We start from the raw sequence: 22,206 nt of genomic DNA on the forward strand, positions 1-22,206 counted from the left end.
GACTATTATTCCTCCGCTTGCTCATGTTGGCGCCGGAGTTCCTCTCTTAAACGTCGTAAAGCTTTATTATCATAATATGTACGTTCATAACGTTCAGATACCGTCAATGCTTCTTCGAGTTTGTTTTGATCTTTTAAAAATCGAGCATAGTCCAAGGCTAAATTTGGTTTAGATAACAAATTATTTAAAGCTGTCTCATATTGAGCGGCGACCTGACTCTCAATTCCCAATGCTTGATAAATGCGCGCATAATGATAACTCAAATATACCGGATGCATATAAGGATCTTCTATATTCTTTAAGAAGTCTAGCGCTTTTTGAGCTTGCCCTGCCTGTAAGCAATAGTTCACATAATAATCAATTAAAGCTTCTCTTTGGTCAAATTCTTCACTCAGTTCATAATACTCTAAGACCTGATCAGCCAGCTGAGAGTCATAATAGGTGAAGCGACCTGCCAATTCAATCAAGTGTAAATATAGATCACTATATGCAGGCAGATTATGCTTTAACCAGTCCATACTTTGTTCAAATTCCAAATCTTGGCGTAAGAAATGATAATCTTCCAACAGAATAAAATGGGCCGAGAAATCATCAGGATTTAAGTCAATCGCTCTTTTGGCATATTGGGCAGATTGTTCATAGACATAAATATTCAAGTAAATTTGAGCTAACAAACTATAATCTTGACTGGTTAACTCAGGCGCGTCCGTATCTTCAACCAGTTCTTTGATTTTCGCTAGATCCAACATTTCCTGTTGACTATAAGCGCCTAATAAGTCTGTTCTTAATTGTTGAAAATCAATATATTTACTGAAATATTGATCGAGTATTTCCAGAAAATAGATTTGTCGATCAATATCATTCTGTAAATAAGCTAATTCGGCCAAACTTTGATAAGCTTCTGCTCGATCGGGGAAGGACTTTATTAATTTGTTCAAGATTTTCTTACTGAGGCTATAATCACCCAGGTTCATTAATATATTGGCATGCAATAAATTTTTTTGGTAAGAAAACTTGGACGATTTGGCGAGATTGATCCATTTTAAAGCCAACTCAGCCTGATTAAATTCATCATAAAGTTTGGCTAGTTGATAGGCAATTTTATGATGCTGACTGTGATCATACATCTTATGCAGAATTTGTAATTGTAAATCGACATAGCCTAAATCATGCAGATACTTAGTAAATTTCAAATAATCTGTTAAATAATCATCCAAAGGATATTGCCAATAATATTCCGTCAATTCTTGATAAAAATTATTTAAATCTAAAGTCTGATTAAAAGCTTCTACTAATCGATCAAACATAACATCAAGCCCTCCAATAGAAATCCTATTCATTATACCATTGGACAAAGATTATTAAAAATAAAAATAAAAAAACTACCCCGAAAGGTAGTTTGAAAATCAATTATTATTTAACAGCGTCTTTTAAAGCTTTCCCTGCTTTGAATCCAGGAACACGGGTTGCTTTGATCTTAATTTCTTCCCCAGTTTGTGGGTTACGTCCTTTACGCGCTGCTCTTTCACGTACTTCGAAAGTACCGAAGCCAATAATTTGAACTTTATCCCCATCAGCTAGAATTTCTTCAATAGATTGGAATAAGGCCTCAACAGTTGCAGTCACATCTTTCTTAGTTAAATTGGTTTTGCTTGCAACTTTTTCTACTAATTCTGCTTTATTTGCCATAAAGTAAAATCCTCCTTTAGTAATCTTATCTACTAGAGATACGACTTATCTACTAGAGATACGAAATGAACCATATGGGTTATTTCAAGTAATAGAATATCATATAAAAGGCTTAATGACAATGTTTATTGCTTTAACCGCGAAATTATTCTCTAGAGTTGTCAAACATATGTTACAAATATAGAAAACTTCTGATGCTGGCCGAGCCTATCATTCAATCATCTTTTTCCTGGGGACGGTCAAGGAGGAAAGCACCGCGATCCTTGATTGTCCCCAGGAAAAAGATAAACTAGTTAAGGCTAGGACATTGACGTCTCAAAATATTCTTTAACCACTTCATTCGGGCTTTTAAAGTTTAATTGTTTGCGATGAACGTTATTCCCGCGGTTTGTGTAACGTTGATGGGCCGCGATCAACTGGGCTTCTGAATCAAATACACGACCATAGATGCGTTCACTATCTTCTCGATGACTCCGTTCTACAATGCCATTTTGCCACGGAGAGTAAGGTCGGGTGCGTTGATAACGAATCCCTTTCAAGGCTAGCACTTCTTCAAATACACTGAGCGGTTGGGTATCATGCATTGAGTTTGTAAATTCTGACCCATTATCCGTTTGAATGGTGTCGATCTTAAAACCAAATTTGTCTTCTAAATCAATGAGAAAGGTCGCCGTATGCGTCACACTTTTCTCGTCAACAATTTTACAGACTCGTTTTCGACTGTATTCGTCGATGGCTGTGATTTGATAATAACGTTTCCCATGGCTATCCCACCGAATACACTGTTGAGGGACATATTTGATGTCAATTTGAACCTTTTCACCCGGATAGGTGACGGGATGAGGATGCCAGTTTGTTTTCGGATAGGTCTTTTTGACCGGTTTCTCGTTCCGATTCCAACCTCTTAGGCGCACTTGCTTACACATCGAGTCATAACTTCGGGTGTATCCTTGACGACGACACTGAACGTATACCTCAGCAAGTCCTTCATGACCATACCGTTGATATTTTTGTTGAATGATCTCAAGTTCTTTAGGACGATGTTGATTCGGATGGGAATGGGGTCGGCGACTCTTTAATCGTAAACTATCCCAACTGCCATCGTAGCGATCCCGCCAGCGTTTCACATTCTGGCGGCTCGTATGATATCGCCTAGTGGCCGCCGCATTGTTATTATATTTTATCGCATATTCGACAACTTTTTTCCGATAGCGCATTTCTTCTGTTATAATGAGTTTCATAGGAAGCTCCTTTCACTTGTTCTGCTCAAACATAGTGTATCAGAAGCTTCCTATTTTTTTATTTTTTTGTCACATATGTATTATCGTCTAACATATTGCTTTAACCGCGAAATTATTCCCGCTCTCTGGCGATTAATTTAATCGGGGTTCCTTCAAAATAAAATGTCTCTCTAAGTTGGTTTTCTAAATATCTTTCATAGGAGAAATGCATTAACTCTAAATCATTAATAAAGACTACAAAAGTAGGCGGTTCGACGGCAACTTGAGTCATATAATACAATTTCAAGCGTCGACCCTTATCCGTTGGAGCTGGGTTCATCGCAACTGCATCGATCAGCAGATTATTTAACAGCGAGGATTGTATCCGTCGCCGTTGATTTTGATAGATTTCTTTCAACATTGTTGGTAACTTCTTTAAGCGTTGATGAGATAAGGCAGAGACAAATAATATCGGCGCGAAATCTAAATATTTGAATTCTCGACGGATATCTTCGGTGAAGGTTTTGAAGACCTTATCTTTTTCTTCAATTAAATCCCATTTGTTGACTATTATAATGATTCCCTTGCCAGCCTCATAAGCATAACCGGCAACATGCTTGTCCTGCTCCTGAATCCCGGTTTCAGCATCGATGACTAGACAGACAATATTTGATCGATCAATCGCCGATAGGGAGCGCATGACGCTATATTTCTCGGTACTTTCAGCAATCTTACCCTTACGGCGAATCCCTGCAGTATCAATCATGGTAAATTTCTGCCCGCTCTCATCAACAAAATAAGTATCAACAGCTTCGCGCGTGGTCCCTTCAATATCGGACACAATGACCCGTTCTTCTTGCAAGATTGCATTAACAAGCGAGGATTTGCCCACATTGGGCCGACCAATAAAGCAAAAATGAATTCCCTCATCTTCTTCGCGTTGAGCCATATTATCCGGCATGTTGGCAAAAATTTGATCTAATAAATCACCCAAACCGGTCCCATGAGCACCAGAAATAGGTAAAGGATTTCCAAACCCTAAAGCATAGAAATCATAAATATCTTGTCTTTGTTCGGGATTATCTGCCTTGTTTACAGCCAAAACGACCGGATGTTTACTTTGGTAAAGACGCTGTGCAATTTCCTCATCTTCTAAGGTCAACCCCTCTTGTCCATTGACAATAAAGACAATAACGTCCGCTTCTTCGATGGCAATATCAGCCTGAAAACGGATTTGATTCATGATTGGTTCGTCAACCATTTCAATACCACCGGTATCAATTAAACGATATTCACGGTCTAACCAGGAAGCCTTCGCATAGATTCGATCACGCGTAACTCCTGGATAGTCTTCCACAATCGAGATTCGGTCTCCTACGAGTCGGTTGAAGATGGTGGATTTGCCGACATTAGGTCGTCCCACAAGTGCAACAGTTGGTAAGATATTCATGGCTATCCTCCTTTACAAATAAAAATAGAGACTGACTTACAAGAGTCAGCCTCTTAGAAAAACTTACTTAGTCTTGGTCATCAAAATTTAATTTACTAAAGGCGTCGCCTAATAAATCTCCCATCGTAAATGAAGAGTCTGGAGTATCTTCAACTTGATTTTGTGGAGCTTGACGTTTTGTGTTGCGACGAGCTTTATTTTGGGCTGGAGCTTTATTGGCTTCCTTTTCAGGACGGAAAGTTTGTTCGCTTTCTTGACGTTCTGGTGCTTCTTCTAAAGCTTTAATTGATAATGATAATCGTTGTTCTTCAGGGTTCACAGAAAGAACTTTAACCTTAATTTCTTGACCTTCAGTCAATTTATCATTTGGTGTCGCAATGTGTTCGTGGGCAATTTGAGAGATATGAACTAATCCTTCAACGCCAGGGAATACTTCAACGAAAGCACCAAAAGTAGTTAGACGTTTAACAGTTCCATCAAGTACAGATCCTGCTGGAGCTTTCTCTTCAATATCATCCCAAGGTCCAGGTAAAGTATCTTTAATAGATAGAGAAATACGTCCTTCTTCTTCATCCACAGAAAGGATCTTCACGTCAACTTCTTGGCCAGGTGTTAAGTAATCACTTGGTTTATTTACATGTTCGTGGGCAATGCGACTGATATGAACAAGTCCATCAACCCCACCTAAATCGATAAAGGCACCAAAGTTTACTAAACGAGCCACTGTACCTTGAACTGTTTCGCCTTCTTTTAGTTCAGCTAAACGTTCTTGACGTTTCTTTTCACGTTCTTGGCGAGCGATTTCTTTATGAGAAAGAATCAAACGATTTTCGCTTGGTTCAATTTCAATGATCTTGAATTCTAAGGTCTTATCAACATATTGTGAGAAGTCTTCAACAAAATGATCTTCAACCATTGAAGCTGGAACGAAACCACGTACGCCAGCATCTACAACTAAGCCACCTTTAACCACATTTTTAACAGGGGCTTCGATGGTTTCATTGTTTTCAAATTTCTCTTGAAGTTCTTCCCAAACTTTCTTAGCATCTACACGTTTCTTAGATAATAAGAAATTACCATTTTCTTTATCTTTAATTGGTTTTAATACAACTAATTCAATTTCATCACCAATGTTAACAACTTCAGAAGCTTCTTCAATCCGTGTGTTAGAAAGTTCGTTCTTAGGAACAACCCCTTCTAATCCGCCACTTTCTTTAATGGCTACTCGGACTTGGTCGCTATCATCAAAGGCTAATACATCAGCCATCACAGTATCGCCAACTTTGATTTCACGAACGCTATCTAAAGCATCTTCCATCGTCGTCATCGGGCTAGATTCTTGTTTAACTTCTTCTTGGCTATCTGTAGATTCAGCAACTTCTTCAGTGGCTGTCTCTTCAGTTTCCTTCACTTCTTCTTGCTCAGTAACTTCTTCTAAATTCTTGTCTTCTACAAAATCTGACATCTACCGGTTCCTCCTAGTGTTCCCTAAATACATGATCCATTATCATAGCATAATAATAATAAATCAGATAGATTTATTTTAACAAACAATAATATATTAGTCTAGTATTATCCGCGATTTAATAGGTATTAATCTTATTAATTTACCTTTTAACTTGATTTAAAATAATTTCGAGGACTTCTTCGATGCTATACTGACTTGTGTCGATTTCAATCGCATCTTCGGCTTTCTTCAATGGCGACATCGTTCGGTGACTATCATAATAATCGCGATCAATAATGGTTTGCTCTATTTCAGCGAGACTTTGATTCGATAAGCCTTTTTCCTGATTTTCTTGATAGCGTCTTAGTGCCCGAACATGGGCATTGGCCGTAAGATAGAATTTGTAATCAGCATCTTTTAAAACGACTGTGCCAATATCTCGTCCATCCATAATAACTGACATTTCTTGGCCAATCTTCTGTTGCATGGCAACCAAATAATGACGTACCTCTGGAATTGCTGAAACAGCCGATACCTGAGCATTGACTTCGGCTGACCGAATTTTCTTTTCAATTTCTTTGCCATTTAGCAAGAGGGTTCTTTCAAGCCCTTGTCCACGGTATGAGAGTTGACATTCCTCTAGAGCTTGTTTGACCTGATCGGGTTGTTCTAGGTCTACTTTATGTTCGATAAAGAACAACGTAATTGCACGATACATGGCCCCTGTATCCAAATATAGTAAGTTTAATTTTTGGGCTAATAATTTAGCAATCGTGCTTTTGCCTGAAGAAGCGGGTCCATCAATCGCAATCTGCATAAGTTCCTCCTGATTTTGATTCATATTTTTTAATATTTACAGTAAAATGCCCGAATATCTGAAATACTCAATCCATTCCATCGCAACCAACGATAGTATATCTAGGCTTCAACCAAGTTACTATCTAATGGTCAGGAATGATGCTTGATACTTCAAATACTCGGACAGAAAAATCTCTATAATTATCTTATACAACTTGGCTAAGCAGACTTACTAATCTGTGCTCCACCAAAGTCAATTAAGGAATTTGGACAGTTAAGCCTGGATAAAGTGCTGAATCAATGGTTGATCCATTATAAGCTGCTAATTCATAAGGATCGACGCCGTAAATTCGAGCAATGGCCCACCATGATTCACCCGCTGAAACAGTATGAACGGTTCCACCTTGTTGAGGTTCTGGGGTTGGCTCTGGTGTAGGTTGTGGTTCTGGAGCAGGTGCTGCCGTTGTTTCTTGAATCTCTTCCGATGAGACATTGGCCTCAGTGGTCTGTTCAGTAGACTCTTTCTTACTTTCTTGAGTCGTTTCAGAACTCTTACTCTCTTCAGACATGCTTTCATTTCGGGAAATCATAATCTCATTGGTTGTTCTAGAAGTAATTTCTTTGTTATTTCTTTGCATTTGAATAATACCAAAGAGAATAAACGGGATGAGTACCAATAACGTAATCATCAATAACAAAATTTGTGATAATTTTGACGCTTCTTTCACCGGCTGATTGCGTGCTGCTCTTGAGTATTGCCGATTTTTTAGATTTTCATTCTCGCTAAATCTACTATTCCAAGGTTTAGCTGTTTTCTTTGAATGGGGAATGTTACGTTCCTCACCCATCTCCGATGACGAATTATTCATTTCGTGATCATGCTCTCTCGACATAAGAAATCCTCCTAAATACGCAAACAACGTATATTTCTACTCTATCATAATACCATAATCATTTTTACTTTGCTTGAATTTCAAATTAATGTGGAGGATATTTTAACTAAAATTAACTTGTCTGTAACCTAACTGTAATCATTTTGAGGGGTGAACCCATTTAGTTAGAAAATATACCTGCTTTTTCTCTAAGATTGGCTTCATAATACGAATCACCAAGACTTGACCAAGAGCATAAATGACCCCTTTAATCAAATTGAAAGGAATAATAATGGCCCAAATATATTCGCCAAAATTCTCAATCGGCAAGCCCATAATCTTAGTATAGAACGGTAAGGCGACATAGTAATTGATGACTGACATCACACTGACCAGAGCGATAATTAACGTGGCAGACATATACACTCGGCTTAAATTCTCTGAACGGCGGTCATAGCCTTTAAGAATAAAATAAGTCGGTAAGAACATGGCAAGCGAGGCGGTGATACTCATAAATTCACCAATCGGCAAGCCGAGGTCCCCTCCGGTAACCATATACCACACTAAATCACGAAGACAAGCAACCACAAATAAACCTAAGGGCCCATGAACCAAAGTAGCGATTAATACCGCAAAATCAGAAAAATCCATCTTAAGGAACGTGGCTGAAGGCAATAAGGGAATCTCAATCATCCTTAATACAATTGCCCAAGCGGCTAAAATTGCTAATAAAACCATATTGCGAACCGTCAATTTCTTCATTTTTCTAACTCCTTTTTCGTCTTAGGCATAGAAAAACAAAAAGGCACTATTTCGCCCCAGGGTAAAATAGTGCTTCACAAATAAATTGATGTGAAATGTCATTCTATCTTCTTTATCCAGACTGTACTGTCGGTCTTGGAATTTCACCAAATCAGCTCTTAAGAAAGAGTTCGTGGACTGTCACCACCGGTCGGGAATTTCACCCTGCCCTGAAGACTATATTTTATTTACTTTAATTATAACTTATCATTGTTCTTTAATCAATTATTTAGCTTCATTAGCCATTTTCCGTAATTTGTCCACTTCAAATGCAGTCAATTCTCGCCATTCACCCGGTTGTAACTTACCTAAATCAAGAAAGGCAAAGAGTTCCCGCTTTAATTTAATTACCGGGTAGCCTACCGCCTCAAACATCAATTTGACTTGATGATTCCAACCTTCAGCAATGGTCAATTGCACGATAGAGGTCGACTGATCTTGATTTTGCGAAATGAGCTTGGCTTTTGCCGGAGAAGTTCGATTGCCTTCAATACTTACCCCTCTTCTTAATTTATTCAAAGCGGTGGGTTCGATAAGTCCCTCCACTTTAGCAATATATGTTTTGGGGATTTCATAACGAGGGTGCATCATGAGCTGAGCAAAATCGCCATCATTGGTTAACAATAATAGGCCTGTCGTATCAAAGTCCAGCCGGCCAATTGGATAAATTCGTTCTTCAATACCGTGAATGAAATCGGTCACCACCGGTCGCCCCTTATCATCGGCTACCGCGGAAATAGAATTCTTAGGTTTATAAAGTAAAATATAGCGTGGTTCCTCTCGATAGATCGGTACGCCATCGACTTCGATTTTATCATGGGTGAGCACTTTAAAACCTAATTCAGTAATGGTTTCACCATTCACTTTGACTCTTCCATCGACAATCAGTTGTTCTGCTTTGCGGCGACTAGTAATGCCGGCATGGGCAATAACTTTCTGTAATCGTTCCATCCTATTCCTCCTCAAATAAGGATTGCTCTTGTTCTGGCGTCCAATGTTTTAATGAGAATAAATTACTTTCTGCAAGTTCAGCGTTCAAGGCTAAGTCTCGTAAAGGGGGCAGGTCGTCTAAAGATTTCAAACCGAAATAATCCATGAAATAATCACTGACCCCATAAAGATGGGGCCGACCCGGGCTTTCAACTTCACCAACAATCTCGACCAAATTTCTTTGGATTAATCGTTGAATCATATTTTGCGAAGATACGCCCCTAATCTGATCAATACTCATCCGGGTAATTGGTTGTCGATACGCAATAATTGCCAAGGTTTCAACTTGGGCACGAGAGAGTTTCTGATTGATCGGGTTTCTGGCCCATTTGACGATATCTTCTGCGTATGCCTCTTGGGTAACCCAACGATAGAGCTGATTATATTCTTTTAACTCGACGGGAATCCAGTCTGATTGGCTTACCTTTTCTTGTAAAAACTCAATTTGTTGGCGAATGACGGTGGGCGATTTGTCCAAAATGTTGGCAATTTCATTAAGGGAGATGCCTTGGTCGCCAGCTACAAAAATTAAAGCCGCTATCCGTTTAATGAGCATGCTGATCTCCCTTCTTCTCTGTGTTGATTTTTAGATAAATGGGTTGATATAGATCTTCTTGAACGAATGAAATCGACTGCTTACGCACTAATTCGAGCATGGCAATAAAGCTCGTAATAATCACCGATCGACTTTGTTGATAGATCACTTGATTGAATGACAGGAACTCGTCCTTAGGGGTTTGTTTAATCTTTTGCAAGATATAGGCCATCATTTCATCGACACTCACATGATCTTGTTGGACTTCTTTGGGACTCGGTTGGCGTTGAATTTGTTCTAACAAAAGCTGTTCCATCATCCCTTGTAAATCAGTTAAAGAAAGCTGACCCTCAATTAAAGGGAGATTCTCTTGATAAGGAGCTATGTTAAGCATGGGTCGAGTATACAATTGGCCACGTTCTTCTTCTTTCAATTGCAATTCTTCAGTAATTTCTTGAAATTGCTGATAGATTAGAAGCTGTTCGACCAAGCCCTCGCGCGGATCTACGTTTGAATATTCGCTTTCTTCATCCACGAATGTTTCAGTGGGTAAAAGCATGCGACTCTTAATTTCAATTAAGGTTGCTGCCATTATCAGATAATCGCCGACTTGGTCCAGCTGCAATTCTTGCATCTCATGTAAGTAGACCATATACTGCTCAGTAATACTTGCAATGGGAATGTCATAAATATCAATTTCCATTGTCTTAATCAGATGGAGCAATAAATCAAAAGGACCTTGAAAAGCTTCAAGGTCAATTTGTAAATGTGTTGAATTCATAATAGGCACCCTAGTGTTTTTGATTGTATTGATTGGTCCATTTTAGGACGAGATCAACATTATCCATCGTTCCAATAATCGGCGAATTTGGATAGCGATCCTTTAAGCTTTCAAACATTCGATAGCCGACTCCTTCATTCCTGAATGAAGGGACCACCGCGACCCGTTGAACGTTGATGGTTAAGTTAGAATCTGCCTGATCTTCTGACCGACTCATACCGACCGCAATTAAGCCAATATAATTATCTCCATCATCTTCTTTGTAAAGGAAGATATGTTGGTCAGGATTAGCTCGATATTCCTCAATTAATTTTTTTATTTGATCGATACTGGGAACATCTTCAGAATAAGTATAAGAAAGCAAACCAATAACAATCTTATCATTTTTATCGGTTGAATTAATAAGCATACTTATTCTCCTTTCTGATAAAATAGCTATCCACACGGAGCCGATAATACCATTATCTTCAAGAAATAGCAATTTATTTTATAACTGGGATATGAGTTGGCGTAATAAATGTTTGAATTTTGGTTTGACTTGTTGGGAGATTTCAATCACTTCTTCATGATTTAAAGCTGATTGCAAACCGGCTGCTAAATTGGTGATACATGAAATCCCAATGACTTCCATCCCAGCATGTTTAGCCACAATTGCTTCGGGAACGGTAGACATCCCCACGGCATCGCCACCGATGCGTTGAATCATCCGGATCTCTGCTGGCGTTTCATAACTAGGCCCGGTCATCCATGTATAGACACCTTCTTTAAGATCAATGTCTTCAGCCTGAGCAATCTGTTTCAGTAAATCAATCCCCCGTTTAGAATAGGTCTCGGTCAAATCAACGAAACGAGGTCCCTGCTGATGAACATTTGGGCCGATTAAAGGATTATTGCCGGTCAAATTTATGTGATCAGTAATGACCATTATATCTCCCGGTTGAAAATCTTGACTGACGCCGCCAGCCGCATTGGTCAAAATAATACTGCTCACGCCTAATTCCTTAAATAAGCGAATGGGATAAGTCACATCCGCTAATTCATAACCTTCGTAATAATGGAAGCGTCCTTTAAGAGCAATGACCCGTTTGCCTGACAGATTACCATAGACTAACTTGCCTTCATGACCTTCTACCGTCGATACGGGAAAATTAGGAATCGCTTCATAGGGAATAATCACTGCATCTTCAATCTCATCAGCCAAATCGCCCAATCCTGACCCTAAAACTAAACCTAATTCAGGTTGACGAATACCTTTGTTGGACAAATATGTTAATAATTCTGAATACATCATAGTATGCCTCCGTCTTTCATATCTTAGTTCAATTGGTCAAGGAAAGATTGACCGTGAATCTCTGCTGATACATTGAAATTATCAAGAATGGTCGCCGCAATATCAGAGAAGTAATTAGCGTGTAATGCTTGGGGTTGTTTAAAGGCAGGACTATAAACTAGAAGTGGAACGAATTCCCGGGTATGGTCTGTTCCCTTATAGGAAGGGTCATTGCCATGGTCAGCGGTAATCATCAATAGATCATCTTCCCCCAGTTGTTCCATCAGTTCAGGAATCCGTTGATCAAAGGCTTCCAAAGCTTCAGCATAACCTTGAATATTGCGTCGATGTCCATAGACCGCATCAAAATCAACCAAATTGGTGAAAGATAAACCGGTGAATGGGGTTTTCATCACTTCAAGTAATTGGTCCACCCCATCCATATTATTTTTTGTACGAATTGCCTTAGTGATTCCTTGATGATTAAAGATATCAGAGATCTTGCCGACCGCAATAACTGCGTAATCATTCTCTTTGAGATAATCTAAAGCTGTCTTACCAAATGGATTTAGGGCATAGTCATGACGATTACTAGTTCGAACAAATTGACCGGGTTGACCGATATAAGGGCGAGCGATAATTCGGCCAATCATATAAGGATCTTCGAGCGTTATCTTTCGCGCAGATTCACAAATAGAATACAACTCATCAAGCGGAATTACTTCTTCATGGGCAGCGATCTGTAAAACTGAATCGGCTGAAGTATAGACAATTAAGGCGCCGGTCTTTAATTGCTCAGCTCCATATTCGTCAATGATTTCGGTCCCTGATGCAACTTTATTACCTAAAATCTCCCTTCCAGAGAATTCACGTAGTTGATTCATTAATTCTTCAGGAAAACCATTGGGAAACACTCTAAAAGGAGTGTCAATTTGCAAACCCATGATTTCCCAGTGGCCGGTCATCGTATCTTTGCCCCGAGACCGTTCTTGTAACTTGGTCCAGTAAGCCTGGCTATGTTCCTGGGCCGTCATGCCTGACAGGTTTTCGATATTAGTTAGTCCCATGGCCGAAAGATTCGGTAAATCTAAGCCGGCAATTTCGGCAATATGCCCTAGGGTATTTGATCCAACATCGTCAAACTGATCGGCATCAGGGGCTTGGCCAATACCGACTGAATCCATAACGATGAGATGAATCCGATTAAATTTCATCTTTCTTCCTCCCTTTATTCTTTCTTAATCTAATAATCATTTACGCTCGTGGAAAAGAGCGCCGATATACTTCTTGTAAGCGATGTTTAGAAATATGCGTATAAATCTGTGTGGTTGAGATGTCTGCATGACCCAGTAATTCTTGAACTAAGCGTAAATCTGCCCCATTTTCTAATAAGTGGGTGGCGAAGGAATGCCTTAACATATGGGGAGAAATATCCTTCCCCATCCCAACGCTTTGAGTATATTTTTTAATTTTCTTCCAGATACCTTGACGGGTAAAGGGTTTACCCCGTTGGGTTAAAAAAATATAGGCCGAAGCACTCTCTGTGCCCTTGCTGAGGAAAATATGACGAACTTCCGTCAAATATTGCTCAAGCCAGAAAATTGCCTCATCTCCCAAAGGAATGATCCGTTCCTTATTTCCTTTACCTAGGGTTTGGATAAAACCTAAGTCCAAATGAAGATCAATTAATTTTAAGCTAATCAATTCACTGACCCGTAAACCGGTAGCATACATGGTTTCAAGAATCGCTCGGTCGCGAATCCCCCAATGTGTCTGGATATCTGGGGCATTTAATAATAAATTTATTTGATCCATTTGAATGGCCTTAGGTAGGCGCTTAGCTTGTTTGGGTAATTCGATTAAAGCCATAGGATTATCCTGACGAAGGCCTTCACGCAGCAAGAAAAGAAAAAATTGGCGCAAACTTGAAATCATCCGAGCTGTACTGCTTGCAGCATAGCCAGCCTGATGAAGCTGATAGAGATAAGCTTGGATCGTTGCTCGCTCAACCTGATCAAGTTCCAGCTGTTCTTGAGCGATATAGGTTTTAAATTTGTTTAAATCTCGCTGGTAATTCACCACAGTGTTCTGAGCCCGACCTAAATCGATGATTAAATAGCGATAGAATGCTTCGAACTGGTCATCCATCGTGTTCGCCACGCTGATTATTCAAGTAAATCCCTTCTCCTTTTACTTGATTAACCTGACCAGCTTTCAAGAGAGCACCCAAAGCTCGCTTAAATTGCCCTTTGCTGATACCTAAATAATCATGGATCACTTGGGGATCAGTTTTATCATGGAGGGGTAGGAAATGATCTGGACGTTTCTTTAACAAAGTAAGTAACATCATCGCATCCTCATCAATGGCCTGATAGGATCGGGGACGGGTTGAAATATTAACCTTTCCATCAAGATGAACATCAATAATTCGACCTTTAATTTTTTGACCTAAGCGAAGCGGTTCGATCATTTCACTTTCATGGATAAAACCTAACATATTTTGTGTAGTATAGACTTGAGCACCCACAGTTAATAAGCGATAAACATAGGCTTCGACATTATGGTTCATCATATGTTGCTGGGCCTTCAGACCAATTCTTTGTAAATCTTCTTCAAGTCCCAAATGGCCCCAAAGACGTTCTTTGTTATCTTTCTTTAATTTAAGATAGAGGTGGTCACCTTTTTGCGGCCAATCTTTATAGTCATCTGGCAAATCATCTAATGACACGACAATGTCTTTATTCTTAAGGCCAATATCGACGAATACCCCTAAGTCTCGTCGACTTTCTACGACCTCTCCCCAGTCAAAGTCGTTAAAATTCACCCGCGGTAGTTTGGTCGTCATTCTAGGTTTTTGATCCTTATCTTGATAGGCAAATCCATCAACAAGTTGACCGAGATTCAAATCCATCTCCTGACGATCTAAGGCATATGTTATTCCTTCTGCCTGCAGAAAATATTCTTGATCATTTTGATCAATCACTTTTGCCTGTATAATTTCGTTATTCATCGTAACCTCCCTTTGTCTAATTATAAAAAATGTTTCCCCTTGCTACTAACAAAAGGAAACAAAACCCGGTTAAATTACGGCAGTTGATCCACGATATACTCGACCTCGGCGACCATCTACAGTAATAATTTCGTTCTCTTTGATTGAGGCCAGAACCCCTTTTGCATTTACTACTACTGGAATACCTAATTCTAAGCCCAGAATGGCCGCATGAGATGTCATGCCCCCTTCCTCTGTTACAATGGCTGAAGCAAGTTTAATGGCTGGCATATAATCCATATTTGTTTGTCGGGTCACTAGTATATTGCCTTCTTGCATCTTCTCATTGGCTTCTTCACTGGTATAGGCTACGGTAGCCTTAGCAATGGCATTCTCACGGCCGACACCCTCACCTTGACCTAACAAGACCCCAATCTGCTGAATCTTCATTAAGTTCGTCGTACCGCTCTCACCAATCGGAACTCCGGCTGTAATCATAATTAAATCTCCTTCTTCAGCGAACCCTTGGTCTAAGGCCAAATTGGTCGCAACATTAAAGAGGTCATCGGTAGAGTGAACTTTCTCAACTTTGAAAGCATGAACCCCCCAGCTTAAGGTTAACTGGCGGCAGGTTGAAAGATCAAAGGTTGCTGCTAGAATATGGGATTTTGGTCTAAATTTAGATATCATCTGTGCCGTATGACCTGAGCTAGTGGCTGCCACAATGGTTTGAATATCTAAGTTTTTAACCGTATGGCCAACCGATTGGCCAATCGCTTCGGTCATATCACGTTTGTCATAAGTCTTAAGGACAAGGGCATCTTGACCAATTAAGGCTTCTTCCGTCCGTAAGCAGATACTAGCCATTGTTTTTACAGCTTCAATTGGATAAGCCCCAGATGCCGTTTCACCAGAAAGCATAACCGCATCAGTTCCATCATAAATCGCATTGGCCACATCTCCCGCTTCTGCTCGAGTTGGACGAGGATTGACTTGCATAGAATCAAGCATTTGGGTGGCCGTAATCACCGGTTTCCCCATTAAATTACATTGGTGGATAATTTGTTTTTGAAGGACAGGCACGTCTTCGGTAGGAATTTCTACCCCTAAATCACCACGAGCCACCATAATCCCATCAGAAACTAACAAAATTTCTTCGAGATTATCGACACCCTCTTGGTTTTCAATTTTGGAAATGATTTTAATGCCAGGTTTGCCTTCTTGTTCAAGAAGTTCGCGAATCTCAAGGACATCTTTAGCACTGCGGACAAAACTGGCCGCAATAAAGTCAATGCCTTCACCCAAACCGAAACGAATATCATCAGCATCTTTCTCGGTAATCCCCGGTAAATTTAATGAAACGTTGGGAACGTTGACCCCTTTTCTTGATTTAAGGGTGCCTGTATTCAGAATTTCGCAGGTAATCATCCCTGTTGCGTGATCAATATCGGTAATTAAGAGGTCAATCAGACCGTCATCTAAAAGAATATGGCCGCCAACTTTGACATCATTGATTAATTGACTATAAGTTACCGAGAAGATATCTGCGGTACCTGCTACTTCGGTCATCGAAATCTTGACGGTTTTACCCTTGATTAATTCAACTTTATCGGTAGCCATTAGATGCGTTCTAATTTCGGGCCCTTTAGTATCCAATAGAATCCCAATATTTTTGCCGGTATTCTCGCGGGCTTGTTTTAATTTGTCAAAGCGCGCTTTTTGTTCTTCATGGCTTCCATGAGAGAAGTTGAAACGAGCAACATTCATTCCATTTTGAATCAACGCTTCAATAATTTCAACAGAATCCGTTGCCGGACCTAGGGTACAGACGATTTTGGTTTTCTTTGTTTTCATGGCACGCTCCTTTTATAAATCACGATCGGTCAATTCATAGTTCAGTTGGTATAAGTCCTCACGAATTGATTTGTCTTTCTTCTTCAAAGTCTCGACAATATCGAAGGTCGCTAAGCGTTCTTGAATAATTCCCATATAAATTCCAGAAAGGCCATTGATTAAATTATCCACCGCTTTGGCTCCCATTAGTTGCGCAAAAACACGGTCACGAGCGGTTGGGGCCCCACCCCGTTGAATATGGGATAAGGCGATGCCACGAACATCTTGTTCTTGAGCAATTGTCGTATAGCGAGTGACGAATTCGTCTACCTTCATCACACCTTCAGCGAGAATAATTAAGGAATGATCGCGACCACTGCGGCGACCACTACGAACCCGTTCTACAATCTCGGTCATTTCGAAACCTTCTTCCGGAATTATAATCGCATCAGCTCCTGCGGCAACACCCGCCCAAATTGCAATATCACCAGCTGACCGTCCCATAACTTCAACCACGAAAGTCCGTTCATGGGAAGCGGCCGTATCAGAAATCTTGTCGATGGCATCGAGAGCCACCGTCACTGCCGAGTCGAAACCAATCGTATATTCGGTACCAGGAATGTCATTATCAATCGTTCCAGGTATTCCAATGGCTGGAAAGCCTAACTTGTTTAAAGCGAGCGCGCCTTGGAAAGACCCGTCACCGCCAATTACAATCAGACCTTCAATCTGGTGTTTCTTGAGTTGTTGTAAAGCTAACTGTTGAATTTCCGCTTGAGCAAATTCTGGATAACGCGCTGAATAAAGGAGTGTCCCCCCTGTTTTTAGTCGGTGGTGAACTTCTTTCACCGTTAATAATCTAAAATCACCTTCGACCAAGCCTTTATAACCATGAAAGATACCATAAACTTCTAAACCATGATGCATTCCTTGGTCTAGAATCGCCCGAATGGCTGCATTCATTCCGGGTGCATCGCCACCACTTGTCAAAACTGCTATACGTTTCATAATCTTACCACCTTATATCTAAAGTACTTTTCATGTGATTAATTTAATTTTAACATTCATAAAAATAAATGTCATTTAATTTCATGAAAACTTGACATGTAAACGTTTTTGTGCTTTTTTTATAAGCTTTTGCTCGCAATCTCTAACTGAGGAAATTGGTGTTTAAAGGCATCTATGACCTGCGTGTTGATATCAATTTGGAATTTGTCAGTTAATTGATAAGTTCGACGTTTTTGATCGACCAAAATAACTGGATGGGGTCCTTTATGAGCTTGAATAAAGCTTTTGATTTCATCCATTAATACTTGATCTTGATTGACATCATTGATCTTAATAAAGCAAAAAACTTGTTGATCTTGTGTTTGTTTGAGATTTGGTAAAGGGACGACTTGGTCTAAGACTAATTGTCTCTCCTGACGTCGATCTAATTCAAGACGGGCTCTAAAATGAATTAACTGCCCCTCTTTCAGTTCATCACCATATTGCTTGTACTTATCAGGAAAGATCACCATGGCATAACTTTGGATGTCATTGCCGACTTGGGCAAAAGCCATTAATTCATTACGTTTGGTACGAATCACTTTCATTTCTTGAATGACCACAATACTTTCAATCAGTTGACCCAAGTCTTTTTGACCGATTTCTGCTACTGAAGTATATTGTGAGTTCGCCCGCATCCACTGCTCATATTGGGACAGCGGATGGGGATCCAATGTAAATCCTAAGTAAGTCCGTTCATACTCTTGTCGTTCTTGTTTAGAGAACTCCGGATAAGGATCAATCGTGGGTTCCATTTCCTTGAATAAACTTAGATTATTACCGGTAAACTCAATCACCTGAATAAATTTGCTCAAGTTATTATATAGAGTTGCTCGATTATAACCCAACTGATCAAAAGCTCCGGTCAGAATTAAAGGTTCTAGATAATCTACTTTCAAATATTTACTTGAAAGACGACGTAAAAAATCTTCAAAAGACCGATAAGGTCCCAAGCTCGAACGATCGGACAAAATATCAGCGATGAAATCCTGGCGTAAGCCTTTAATATTGTTCAAACCAAGTAAAAGTTGCTTCTGGCCAGCGACCGTATCCGTCAAACTTTGATTAATATCGGGCGCTTGGATCCGCCCTAGTCTTAACTTAGCTTCCTGAATATAGGATAAATAATTTGTATCATTGCCTGAACGGAGCAGACACGCATAAAATTCAATCGGATAATGACATTTTAAATAAGCTAACTGATAGGCCAAGAGCGAATAGACGACGGCATGGGATCGGTTAAACCCATAATTAGCAAACGCTAAAATATAAGAGAATACTTCTTGAGCTTCTTTTTCAGTAAAGCCTTGGGCTTTAGCCCCTTTTATAAAGTGATTTTCTTCAAGATCCATCAAGTTTTTATCTTTTTTACTCATCGCTCGTCGAAGAATATCGGCTTCGCCCAGACTATACCCAGCCATGACCCGAACCATCTGCATCACCTGTTCTTGATAAACAATAATGCCATAGGTCTTGCTTAGGATGGGTTCAAGTTTAGGATGGAGATAAGTTATCGGCGCTTTGCCTTGCTTGCGCGCCACGAAGTGATCAATTTGTTTCATCGGACCAGGACGGTATAAGGCGATCACCGCTACAATATCTTCAAAACTTTCGGGATGAACTTTCTGTAAAACTCTTCGAATACCGCTAGATTCGAATTGAAACACTCCACTGGTATCTGCATTCTGAAAAATCTTTAAAGTAGCGGGATCCGATAATGGAATCTGATTAATATCTAAATTATTGTGATAATTGACTTGTACCGTATTAAGGATATCGTCTAATAAGGTCAGGTTTCTCAAACCTAAAAAGTCCATCTTTAATAGGCCAATGGCTTCCACATCGTACATGGTATATTGAGTTTGTAGAATTTGATGCGACTTGGCAAACACAGGCAGAATCGTTTCCAAAGCTTGATCATGAATCACAATGGCTGCAGCATGTGTCGAAGTATTGCGTGGCAAACCTTCTATCGTTTGAGCAATCTTGAAAATTTGTTGATGATGAGTGGATTCTTCGACAAAATTGCGGAAACGATGTGATTCTTGATAGGCCCGTGTTAACGTCATTGGCTGATTTTGATCAGAAGGAATTAATTTCGACCAAGTTCTCAAAGTATCTTGATCGTAGTTCAAGACCCGTAAGGTATCACGAATAGATAGCTTAGCGCCAAAAGTTCCGAAGGTAATGACTTGAGCCACACAATCTGCACCATATTTATCTTGAACATAGTGAATGACCCTTTGTCGTTGAATATCAGGAATATCAATATCAATGTCGGGCATCGAATGGCGTTCAGGATTTAAAAAACGCTCAAATAACAAATCATATTCAATCGGATCAACTAAAGTGATTTGTAATAAATAAGCCACTAAAGACCCAGCCGAAGATCCCCGACCAGGACCCACGCGTATCTTGACTCGACGACAATATTCGATAAAGTCTCCCACAATTAAAAAATAATCTGAAAAACCCATACGATCAATCACTTGGAGTTCATATTCCAAACGTTCAACATAATCTTCTTTTTGATCTAGTCCCTTTTCTTTCAAAGCATGAAAAGTAAGTTCAGTGAGCAATTCAGCAGCCGACTCATGCTGCGGATGGGGAAATTTCGGTAAATAATTCTGTTTATCCGGAAGTTGAACGTTAAGTTGATTGATTAATGTTTGAGTATTTTGGAGAATCGCTGAATAACCCATCTGTTGATATAATTGTTCAAGTTCCTCGGCTGGATAGAGATAATGAGGTCCTTCATAAGGTAAATCGGCAGAATTTAAGCTAGTGCCCTGATCAATAGCTTGGAGAATCGTCAAACTACTGGCATCCTCAGCTTTTAGACTATGAACCTTTTGACCTATCACAATCTTGAGTCCCGTTGTTTGGGCAAAATCAATTATGTGTTGTGCCTCAATATTATTATAAGGACGGACACTCAAGCTAAGGTACATATTCTGCCCCATAATCTGCTGCCAAGCATTGAATATCTTTTGACAATAATTTTGGTCTGTTTGAATCAGCGCTTGAATTAATTCACTCTCCTTGCCCAAGTGAATCATGACCAGATCGGCGGAGAATTGTTCAAGCAACTGATAAATAGAGTTTGAATCAATCGGTTCTTGATTTAGGTGTTTGGATAAAATAATCAAGTCTAAATATCCTTGATAGTTTTTAGCATAAAGTAAAAATGAATATGTGTGCATGGTATCTATCAAACCAGCAAGTGTCAGTTTCATACCGATTAAGGGCTTTAAAGAATGGGCTTGAGCTAATTGATAAAATTGATAACAGCCGTGCAACACGTTCTCATCAGCAATACCGATGGCTTGGTAGTTTAACTGCTGGGCTTGGTCGACATAATCTTCAATGGTTAAGGTAGATTGTAACAATGAATATACCGTTTGAACATTTAATAACATGGCCAAGCCCCCTTGCTCTTTAATAAATTCCTAATAAATTAACATAGCATCGCCAAAACTAAAGAAACGATACTCTTCGGCCACAGCGTGTTGGTAAGCAGATAATATATGTTCACGATCATAAAAAGCAGACACTAACATCATTAACGTCGACTGTGGCAGATGAAAATTAGTGATGAGATGATCGACGGCCTTGAATTCATAACCAGGTGTGATAAATATATCGGTCCAGCCTGATGAAGGAACAATCTCCCCTTGATGGTCGCTAGCGATAGTTTCTAAAGTGCGCACTGTGGTGGTACCTACCGCATAAATATCTCCACCCGCTTGCCGAACTTGATTTATCCGTTCCGCTGATTCATGAGAAAGTTGATAGAATTCTGAATGCATCTTATGGTCGGCGATGTTATCGACCGATACCGGTCTAAAAGTCCCCAATCCGACATGAAGGACTAAGGGAATAATCTCTACTCCCATGGCTTTTATCTCAGCTAACAATTGGTCAGTAAAATGTAGCCCGGCCGTTGGCGCAGCTGCCGACCCATTTTCCTTAGCATAGACCGTCTGGTAACGTTCAGGATCGTTCAACTTCTCTTTAATATACGGCGGTAAAGGCATCTGACCCAGTTCTTCTAGAATTTCCAAAAAGACGCCTTGATAATCAAATTCAATAATCCGACCACCGTGGTCGAGTTCTTCAACAATTTCAGCTCGTAAAGTCTCTTGATATCCGAAAACAATTTCGGTACCGACTTTGGCCCGACGCGCTGGTTTAACTAAGGTTTCCCAGCGATTGCCTTCAATATTATGAAGTAACAACACTTCTAAATGTCCGCCGGTATCGGGTTTCGTTCCGAAAATCCGGGCAGGGATCACTCGCGTTTGATTCACCACCAGGGCATCCCCAGCTTTTAAATAGTTTTTAATATCAGGGAAATGACCATCGGTCAGTTGATGGTTCTTCCGGTTCAAGACTAGGAGTCGAGATGCTGCGCGATTCTTTAAGGGGGTCTGAGCAATCAGACTTTCAGGTAAATCATAATCAAAATCTTTGGTTGTATACAT

At 39.9% G+C, this 22,206-nt stretch carries 20 protein-coding genes and 1 riboswitch; all 20 genes read right to left on the reverse strand.

Going from position 1 to position 22,206, the window contains the following annotated elements; all coding sequences use genetic code 11:
- Nucleotides 1-5: 5 nt before the first annotated feature.
- A complete protein-coding gene (locus BMX34_RS01295; RefSeq protein WP_092569992.1) occupies nt 6-1,307 on the reverse strand; it encodes a tetratricopeptide repeat protein in 1,302 nt (433 codons plus the stop codon).
- A 106-nt stretch (nt 1,308-1,413) separates the two neighbouring features.
- On the reverse strand, nt 1,414-1,689 hold the full coding sequence (locus tag BMX34_RS01300; RefSeq protein WP_092569994.1) for an HU family DNA-binding protein: 276 nt from the start codon (nt 1,687-1,689) through the stop codon (nt 1,414-1,416).
- Between the two features lie 299 nt (nt 1,690-1,988).
- Nucleotides 1,989-2,930 carry a DDE-type integrase/transposase/recombinase gene (locus BMX34_RS01305; protein ID WP_092569996.1) on the reverse strand — a complete coding sequence of 314 codons (942 nt, stop codon included), beginning with the start codon at nt 2,928-2,930 and terminating at the stop codon, nt 1,989-1,991.
- A gap of 112 nt (nt 2,931-3,042) precedes the next feature.
- Nucleotides 3,043-4,359 (reverse strand): ribosome biogenesis GTPase Der, encoded by a 1,317-nt coding sequence (der, locus tag BMX34_RS01310; protein ID WP_092569998.1) that lies wholly within the window; start codon nt 4,357-4,359, stop codon nt 3,043-3,045.
- A 67-nt stretch (nt 4,360-4,426) separates the two neighbouring features.
- Nucleotides 4,427-5,686 (reverse strand): 30S ribosomal protein S1, encoded by a 1,260-nt coding sequence (gene rpsA, locus BMX34_RS01315; RefSeq protein ID WP_092570289.1) that lies wholly within the window; start codon nt 5,684-5,686, stop codon nt 4,427-4,429.
- A 280-nt stretch (nt 5,687-5,966) separates the two neighbouring features.
- On the reverse strand, nt 5,967-6,623 hold the full coding sequence (gene cmk / locus BMX34_RS01320) for a (d)CMP kinase (protein ID WP_092570000.1): 657 nt from the start codon (nt 6,621-6,623) through the stop codon (nt 5,967-5,969).
- A 238-nt stretch (nt 6,624-6,861) separates the two neighbouring features.
- Entirely contained in the window at nt 6,862-7,497 is a 636-nt protein-coding gene (locus BMX34_RS01325) for a LysM peptidoglycan-binding domain-containing protein (RefSeq protein ID WP_092570002.1), read from the reverse strand.
- Nucleotides 7,498-7,635: 138 nt separating this feature from the next.
- The gene (locus tag BMX34_RS01330; protein ID WP_092570004.1) at nt 7,636-8,238 is read right to left on the reverse strand and encodes an ECF transporter S component; all 603 of its coding nucleotides are present in this window, start codon (nt 8,236-8,238) and stop codon (nt 7,636-7,638) included.
- A 101-nt stretch (nt 8,239-8,339) separates the two neighbouring features.
- A riboswitch (FMN riboswitch) is annotated at nt 8,340-8,459 on the reverse strand.
- Nucleotides 8,460-8,502: 43 nt separating this feature from the next.
- On the reverse strand, nt 8,503-9,228 hold the full coding sequence (locus BMX34_RS01335) for a pseudouridine synthase (RefSeq protein ID WP_092570007.1): 726 nt from the start codon (nt 9,226-9,228) through the stop codon (nt 8,503-8,505).
- Between the two features lies 1 nt (nt 9,229).
- The gene (gene scpB, locus BMX34_RS01340; protein ID WP_092570009.1) at nt 9,230-9,823 is read right to left on the reverse strand and encodes an SMC-Scp complex subunit ScpB; all 594 of its coding nucleotides are present in this window, start codon (nt 9,821-9,823) and stop codon (nt 9,230-9,232) included.
- Nucleotides 9,813-10,583 (reverse strand): segregation and condensation protein A, encoded by a 771-nt coding sequence (locus BMX34_RS01345; protein ID WP_092570011.1) that lies wholly within the window; start codon nt 10,581-10,583, stop codon nt 9,813-9,815. Before BMX34_RS01345 ends, scpB begins: the two co-directional genes overlap by 11 nt.
- Before the next feature lie 10 nt (nt 10,584-10,593).
- Entirely contained in the window at nt 10,594-10,992 is a 399-nt protein-coding gene (locus tag BMX34_RS01350; RefSeq protein ID WP_092570012.1) for a GNAT family N-acetyltransferase, read from the reverse strand.
- A 78-nt stretch (nt 10,993-11,070) separates the two neighbouring features.
- The gene (locus BMX34_RS01355) at nt 11,071-11,871 is read right to left on the reverse strand and encodes a purine-nucleoside phosphorylase (RefSeq protein ID WP_092570291.1); all 801 of its coding nucleotides are present in this window, start codon (nt 11,869-11,871) and stop codon (nt 11,071-11,073) included.
- A 26-nt stretch (nt 11,872-11,897) separates the two neighbouring features.
- A complete protein-coding gene (gene deoB, locus BMX34_RS01360; RefSeq protein ID WP_092570013.1) occupies nt 11,898-13,067 on the reverse strand; it encodes a phosphopentomutase in 1,170 nt (389 codons plus the stop codon).
- A gap of 40 nt (nt 13,068-13,107) precedes the next feature.
- Entirely contained in the window at nt 13,108-14,001 is an 894-nt protein-coding gene (gene xerD / locus BMX34_RS01365) for a site-specific tyrosine recombinase XerD (protein ID WP_092570015.1), read from the reverse strand.
- A complete protein-coding gene (locus BMX34_RS01370; protein ID WP_092570017.1) occupies nt 13,994-14,863 on the reverse strand; it encodes a CvfB family protein in 870 nt (289 codons plus the stop codon). The genes xerD and BMX34_RS01370 overlap by 8 nt, the downstream gene beginning before the upstream one ends.
- A 69-nt stretch (nt 14,864-14,932) precedes the next feature.
- Entirely contained in the window at nt 14,933-16,696 is a 1,764-nt protein-coding gene (pyk, locus tag BMX34_RS01375) for a pyruvate kinase (RefSeq protein ID WP_092570019.1), read from the reverse strand.
- A gap of 12 nt (nt 16,697-16,708) precedes the next feature.
- A complete protein-coding gene (pfkA, locus tag BMX34_RS01380) occupies nt 16,709-17,683 on the reverse strand; it encodes a 6-phosphofructokinase (protein WP_092570021.1) in 975 nt (324 codons plus the stop codon).
- Between the two features lie 119 nt (nt 17,684-17,802).
- Nucleotides 17,803-21,141: a DNA polymerase III subunit alpha gene (locus BMX34_RS01385; protein WP_092570023.1), complete on the reverse strand. Its 3,339-nt coding sequence runs from the start codon at nt 21,139-21,141 to the stop codon at nt 17,803-17,805.
- Nucleotides 21,142-21,171: 30 nt separating this feature from the next.
- The gene (gene queA / locus BMX34_RS01390; protein WP_092570025.1) at nt 21,172-22,206 is read right to left on the reverse strand and encodes a tRNA preQ1(34) S-adenosylmethionine ribosyltransferase-isomerase QueA; all 1,035 of its coding nucleotides are present in this window, start codon (nt 22,204-22,206) and stop codon (nt 21,172-21,174) included.

The sequence above is a fragment of the Ignavigranum ruoffiae genome (genome assembly GCF_900110675.1).
GTDB classification, from domain to species: domain Bacteria; phylum Bacillota; class Bacilli; order Lactobacillales; family Aerococcaceae; genus Ignavigranum; species Ignavigranum ruoffiae.

Coding starts and splice junctions, on each gene's coding strand:
- BMX34_RS01295 (WP_092569992.1), bottom strand. CDS start 1,307: ATGTTTGATCGATTAGTAGAAGCTTTTAATCAGACTTTAGATTTAAAT.
- BMX34_RS01300 (WP_092569994.1), bottom strand. CDS start 1,689: ATGGCAAATAAAGCAGAATTAGTAGAAAAAGTTGCAAGCAAAACCAAT.
- deoB (WP_092570013.1), bottom strand. CDS start 13,067: ATGAAATTTAATCGGATTCATCTCATCGTTATGGATTCAGTCGGTATT.
- BMX34_RS01330 (WP_092570004.1), bottom strand. CDS start 8,238: ATGAAGAAATTGACGGTTCGCAATATGGTTTTATTAGCAATTTTAGCC.
- BMX34_RS01350 (WP_092570012.1), bottom strand. CDS start 10,992: ATGCTTATTAATTCAACCGATAAAAATGATAAGATTGTTATTGGTTTG.
- BMX34_RS01355 (WP_092570291.1), bottom strand. CDS start 11,871: ATGTATTCAGAATTATTAACATATTTGTCCAACAAAGGTATTCGTCAA.
- BMX34_RS01345 (WP_092570011.1), bottom strand. CDS start 10,583: ATGAATTCAACACATTTACAAATTGACCTTGAAGCTTTTCAAGGTCCT.
- BMX34_RS01385 (WP_092570023.1), bottom strand. CDS start 21,141: ATGTTATTAAATGTTCAAACGGTATATTCATTGTTACAATCTACCTTA.
- xerD (WP_092570015.1), bottom strand. CDS start 14,001: ATGGATGACCAGTTCGAAGCATTCTATCGCTATTTAATCATCGATTTA.
- rpsA (WP_092570289.1), bottom strand. CDS start 5,686: ATGACGACGATGGAAGATGCTTTAGATAGCGTTCGTGAAATCAAAGTT.
- der (WP_092569998.1), bottom strand. CDS start 4,359: ATGAATATCTTACCAACTGTTGCACTTGTGGGACGACCTAATGTCGGC.
- BMX34_RS01325 (WP_092570002.1), bottom strand. CDS start 7,497: ATGTCGAGAGAGCATGATCACGAAATGAATAATTCGTCATCGGAGATG.
- BMX34_RS01305 (WP_092569996.1), bottom strand. CDS start 2,930: ATGAAACTCATTATAACAGAAGAAATGCGCTATCGGAAAAAAGTTGTC.
- BMX34_RS01335 (WP_092570007.1), bottom strand. CDS start 9,228: ATGGAACGATTACAGAAAGTTATTGCCCATGCCGGCATTACTAGTCGC.
- queA (WP_092570025.1), bottom strand. CDS start 22,206: ATGTATACAACCAAAGATTTTGATTATGATTTACCTGAAAGTCTGATT.
- BMX34_RS01370 (WP_092570017.1), bottom strand. CDS start 14,863: ATGAATAACGAAATTATACAGGCAAAAGTGATTGATCAAAATGATCAA.
- cmk (WP_092570000.1), bottom strand. CDS start 6,623: ATGCAGATTGCGATTGATGGACCCGCTTCTTCAGGCAAAAGCACGATT.
- pfkA (WP_092570021.1), bottom strand. CDS start 17,683: ATGAAACGTATAGCAGTTTTGACAAGTGGTGGCGATGCACCCGGAATG.
- pyk (WP_092570019.1), bottom strand. CDS start 16,696: ATGAAAACAAAGAAAACCAAAATCGTCTGTACCCTAGGTCCGGCAACG.
- scpB (WP_092570009.1), bottom strand. CDS start 9,823: ATGCTCATTAAACGGATAGCGGCTTTAATTTTTGTAGCTGGCGACCAA.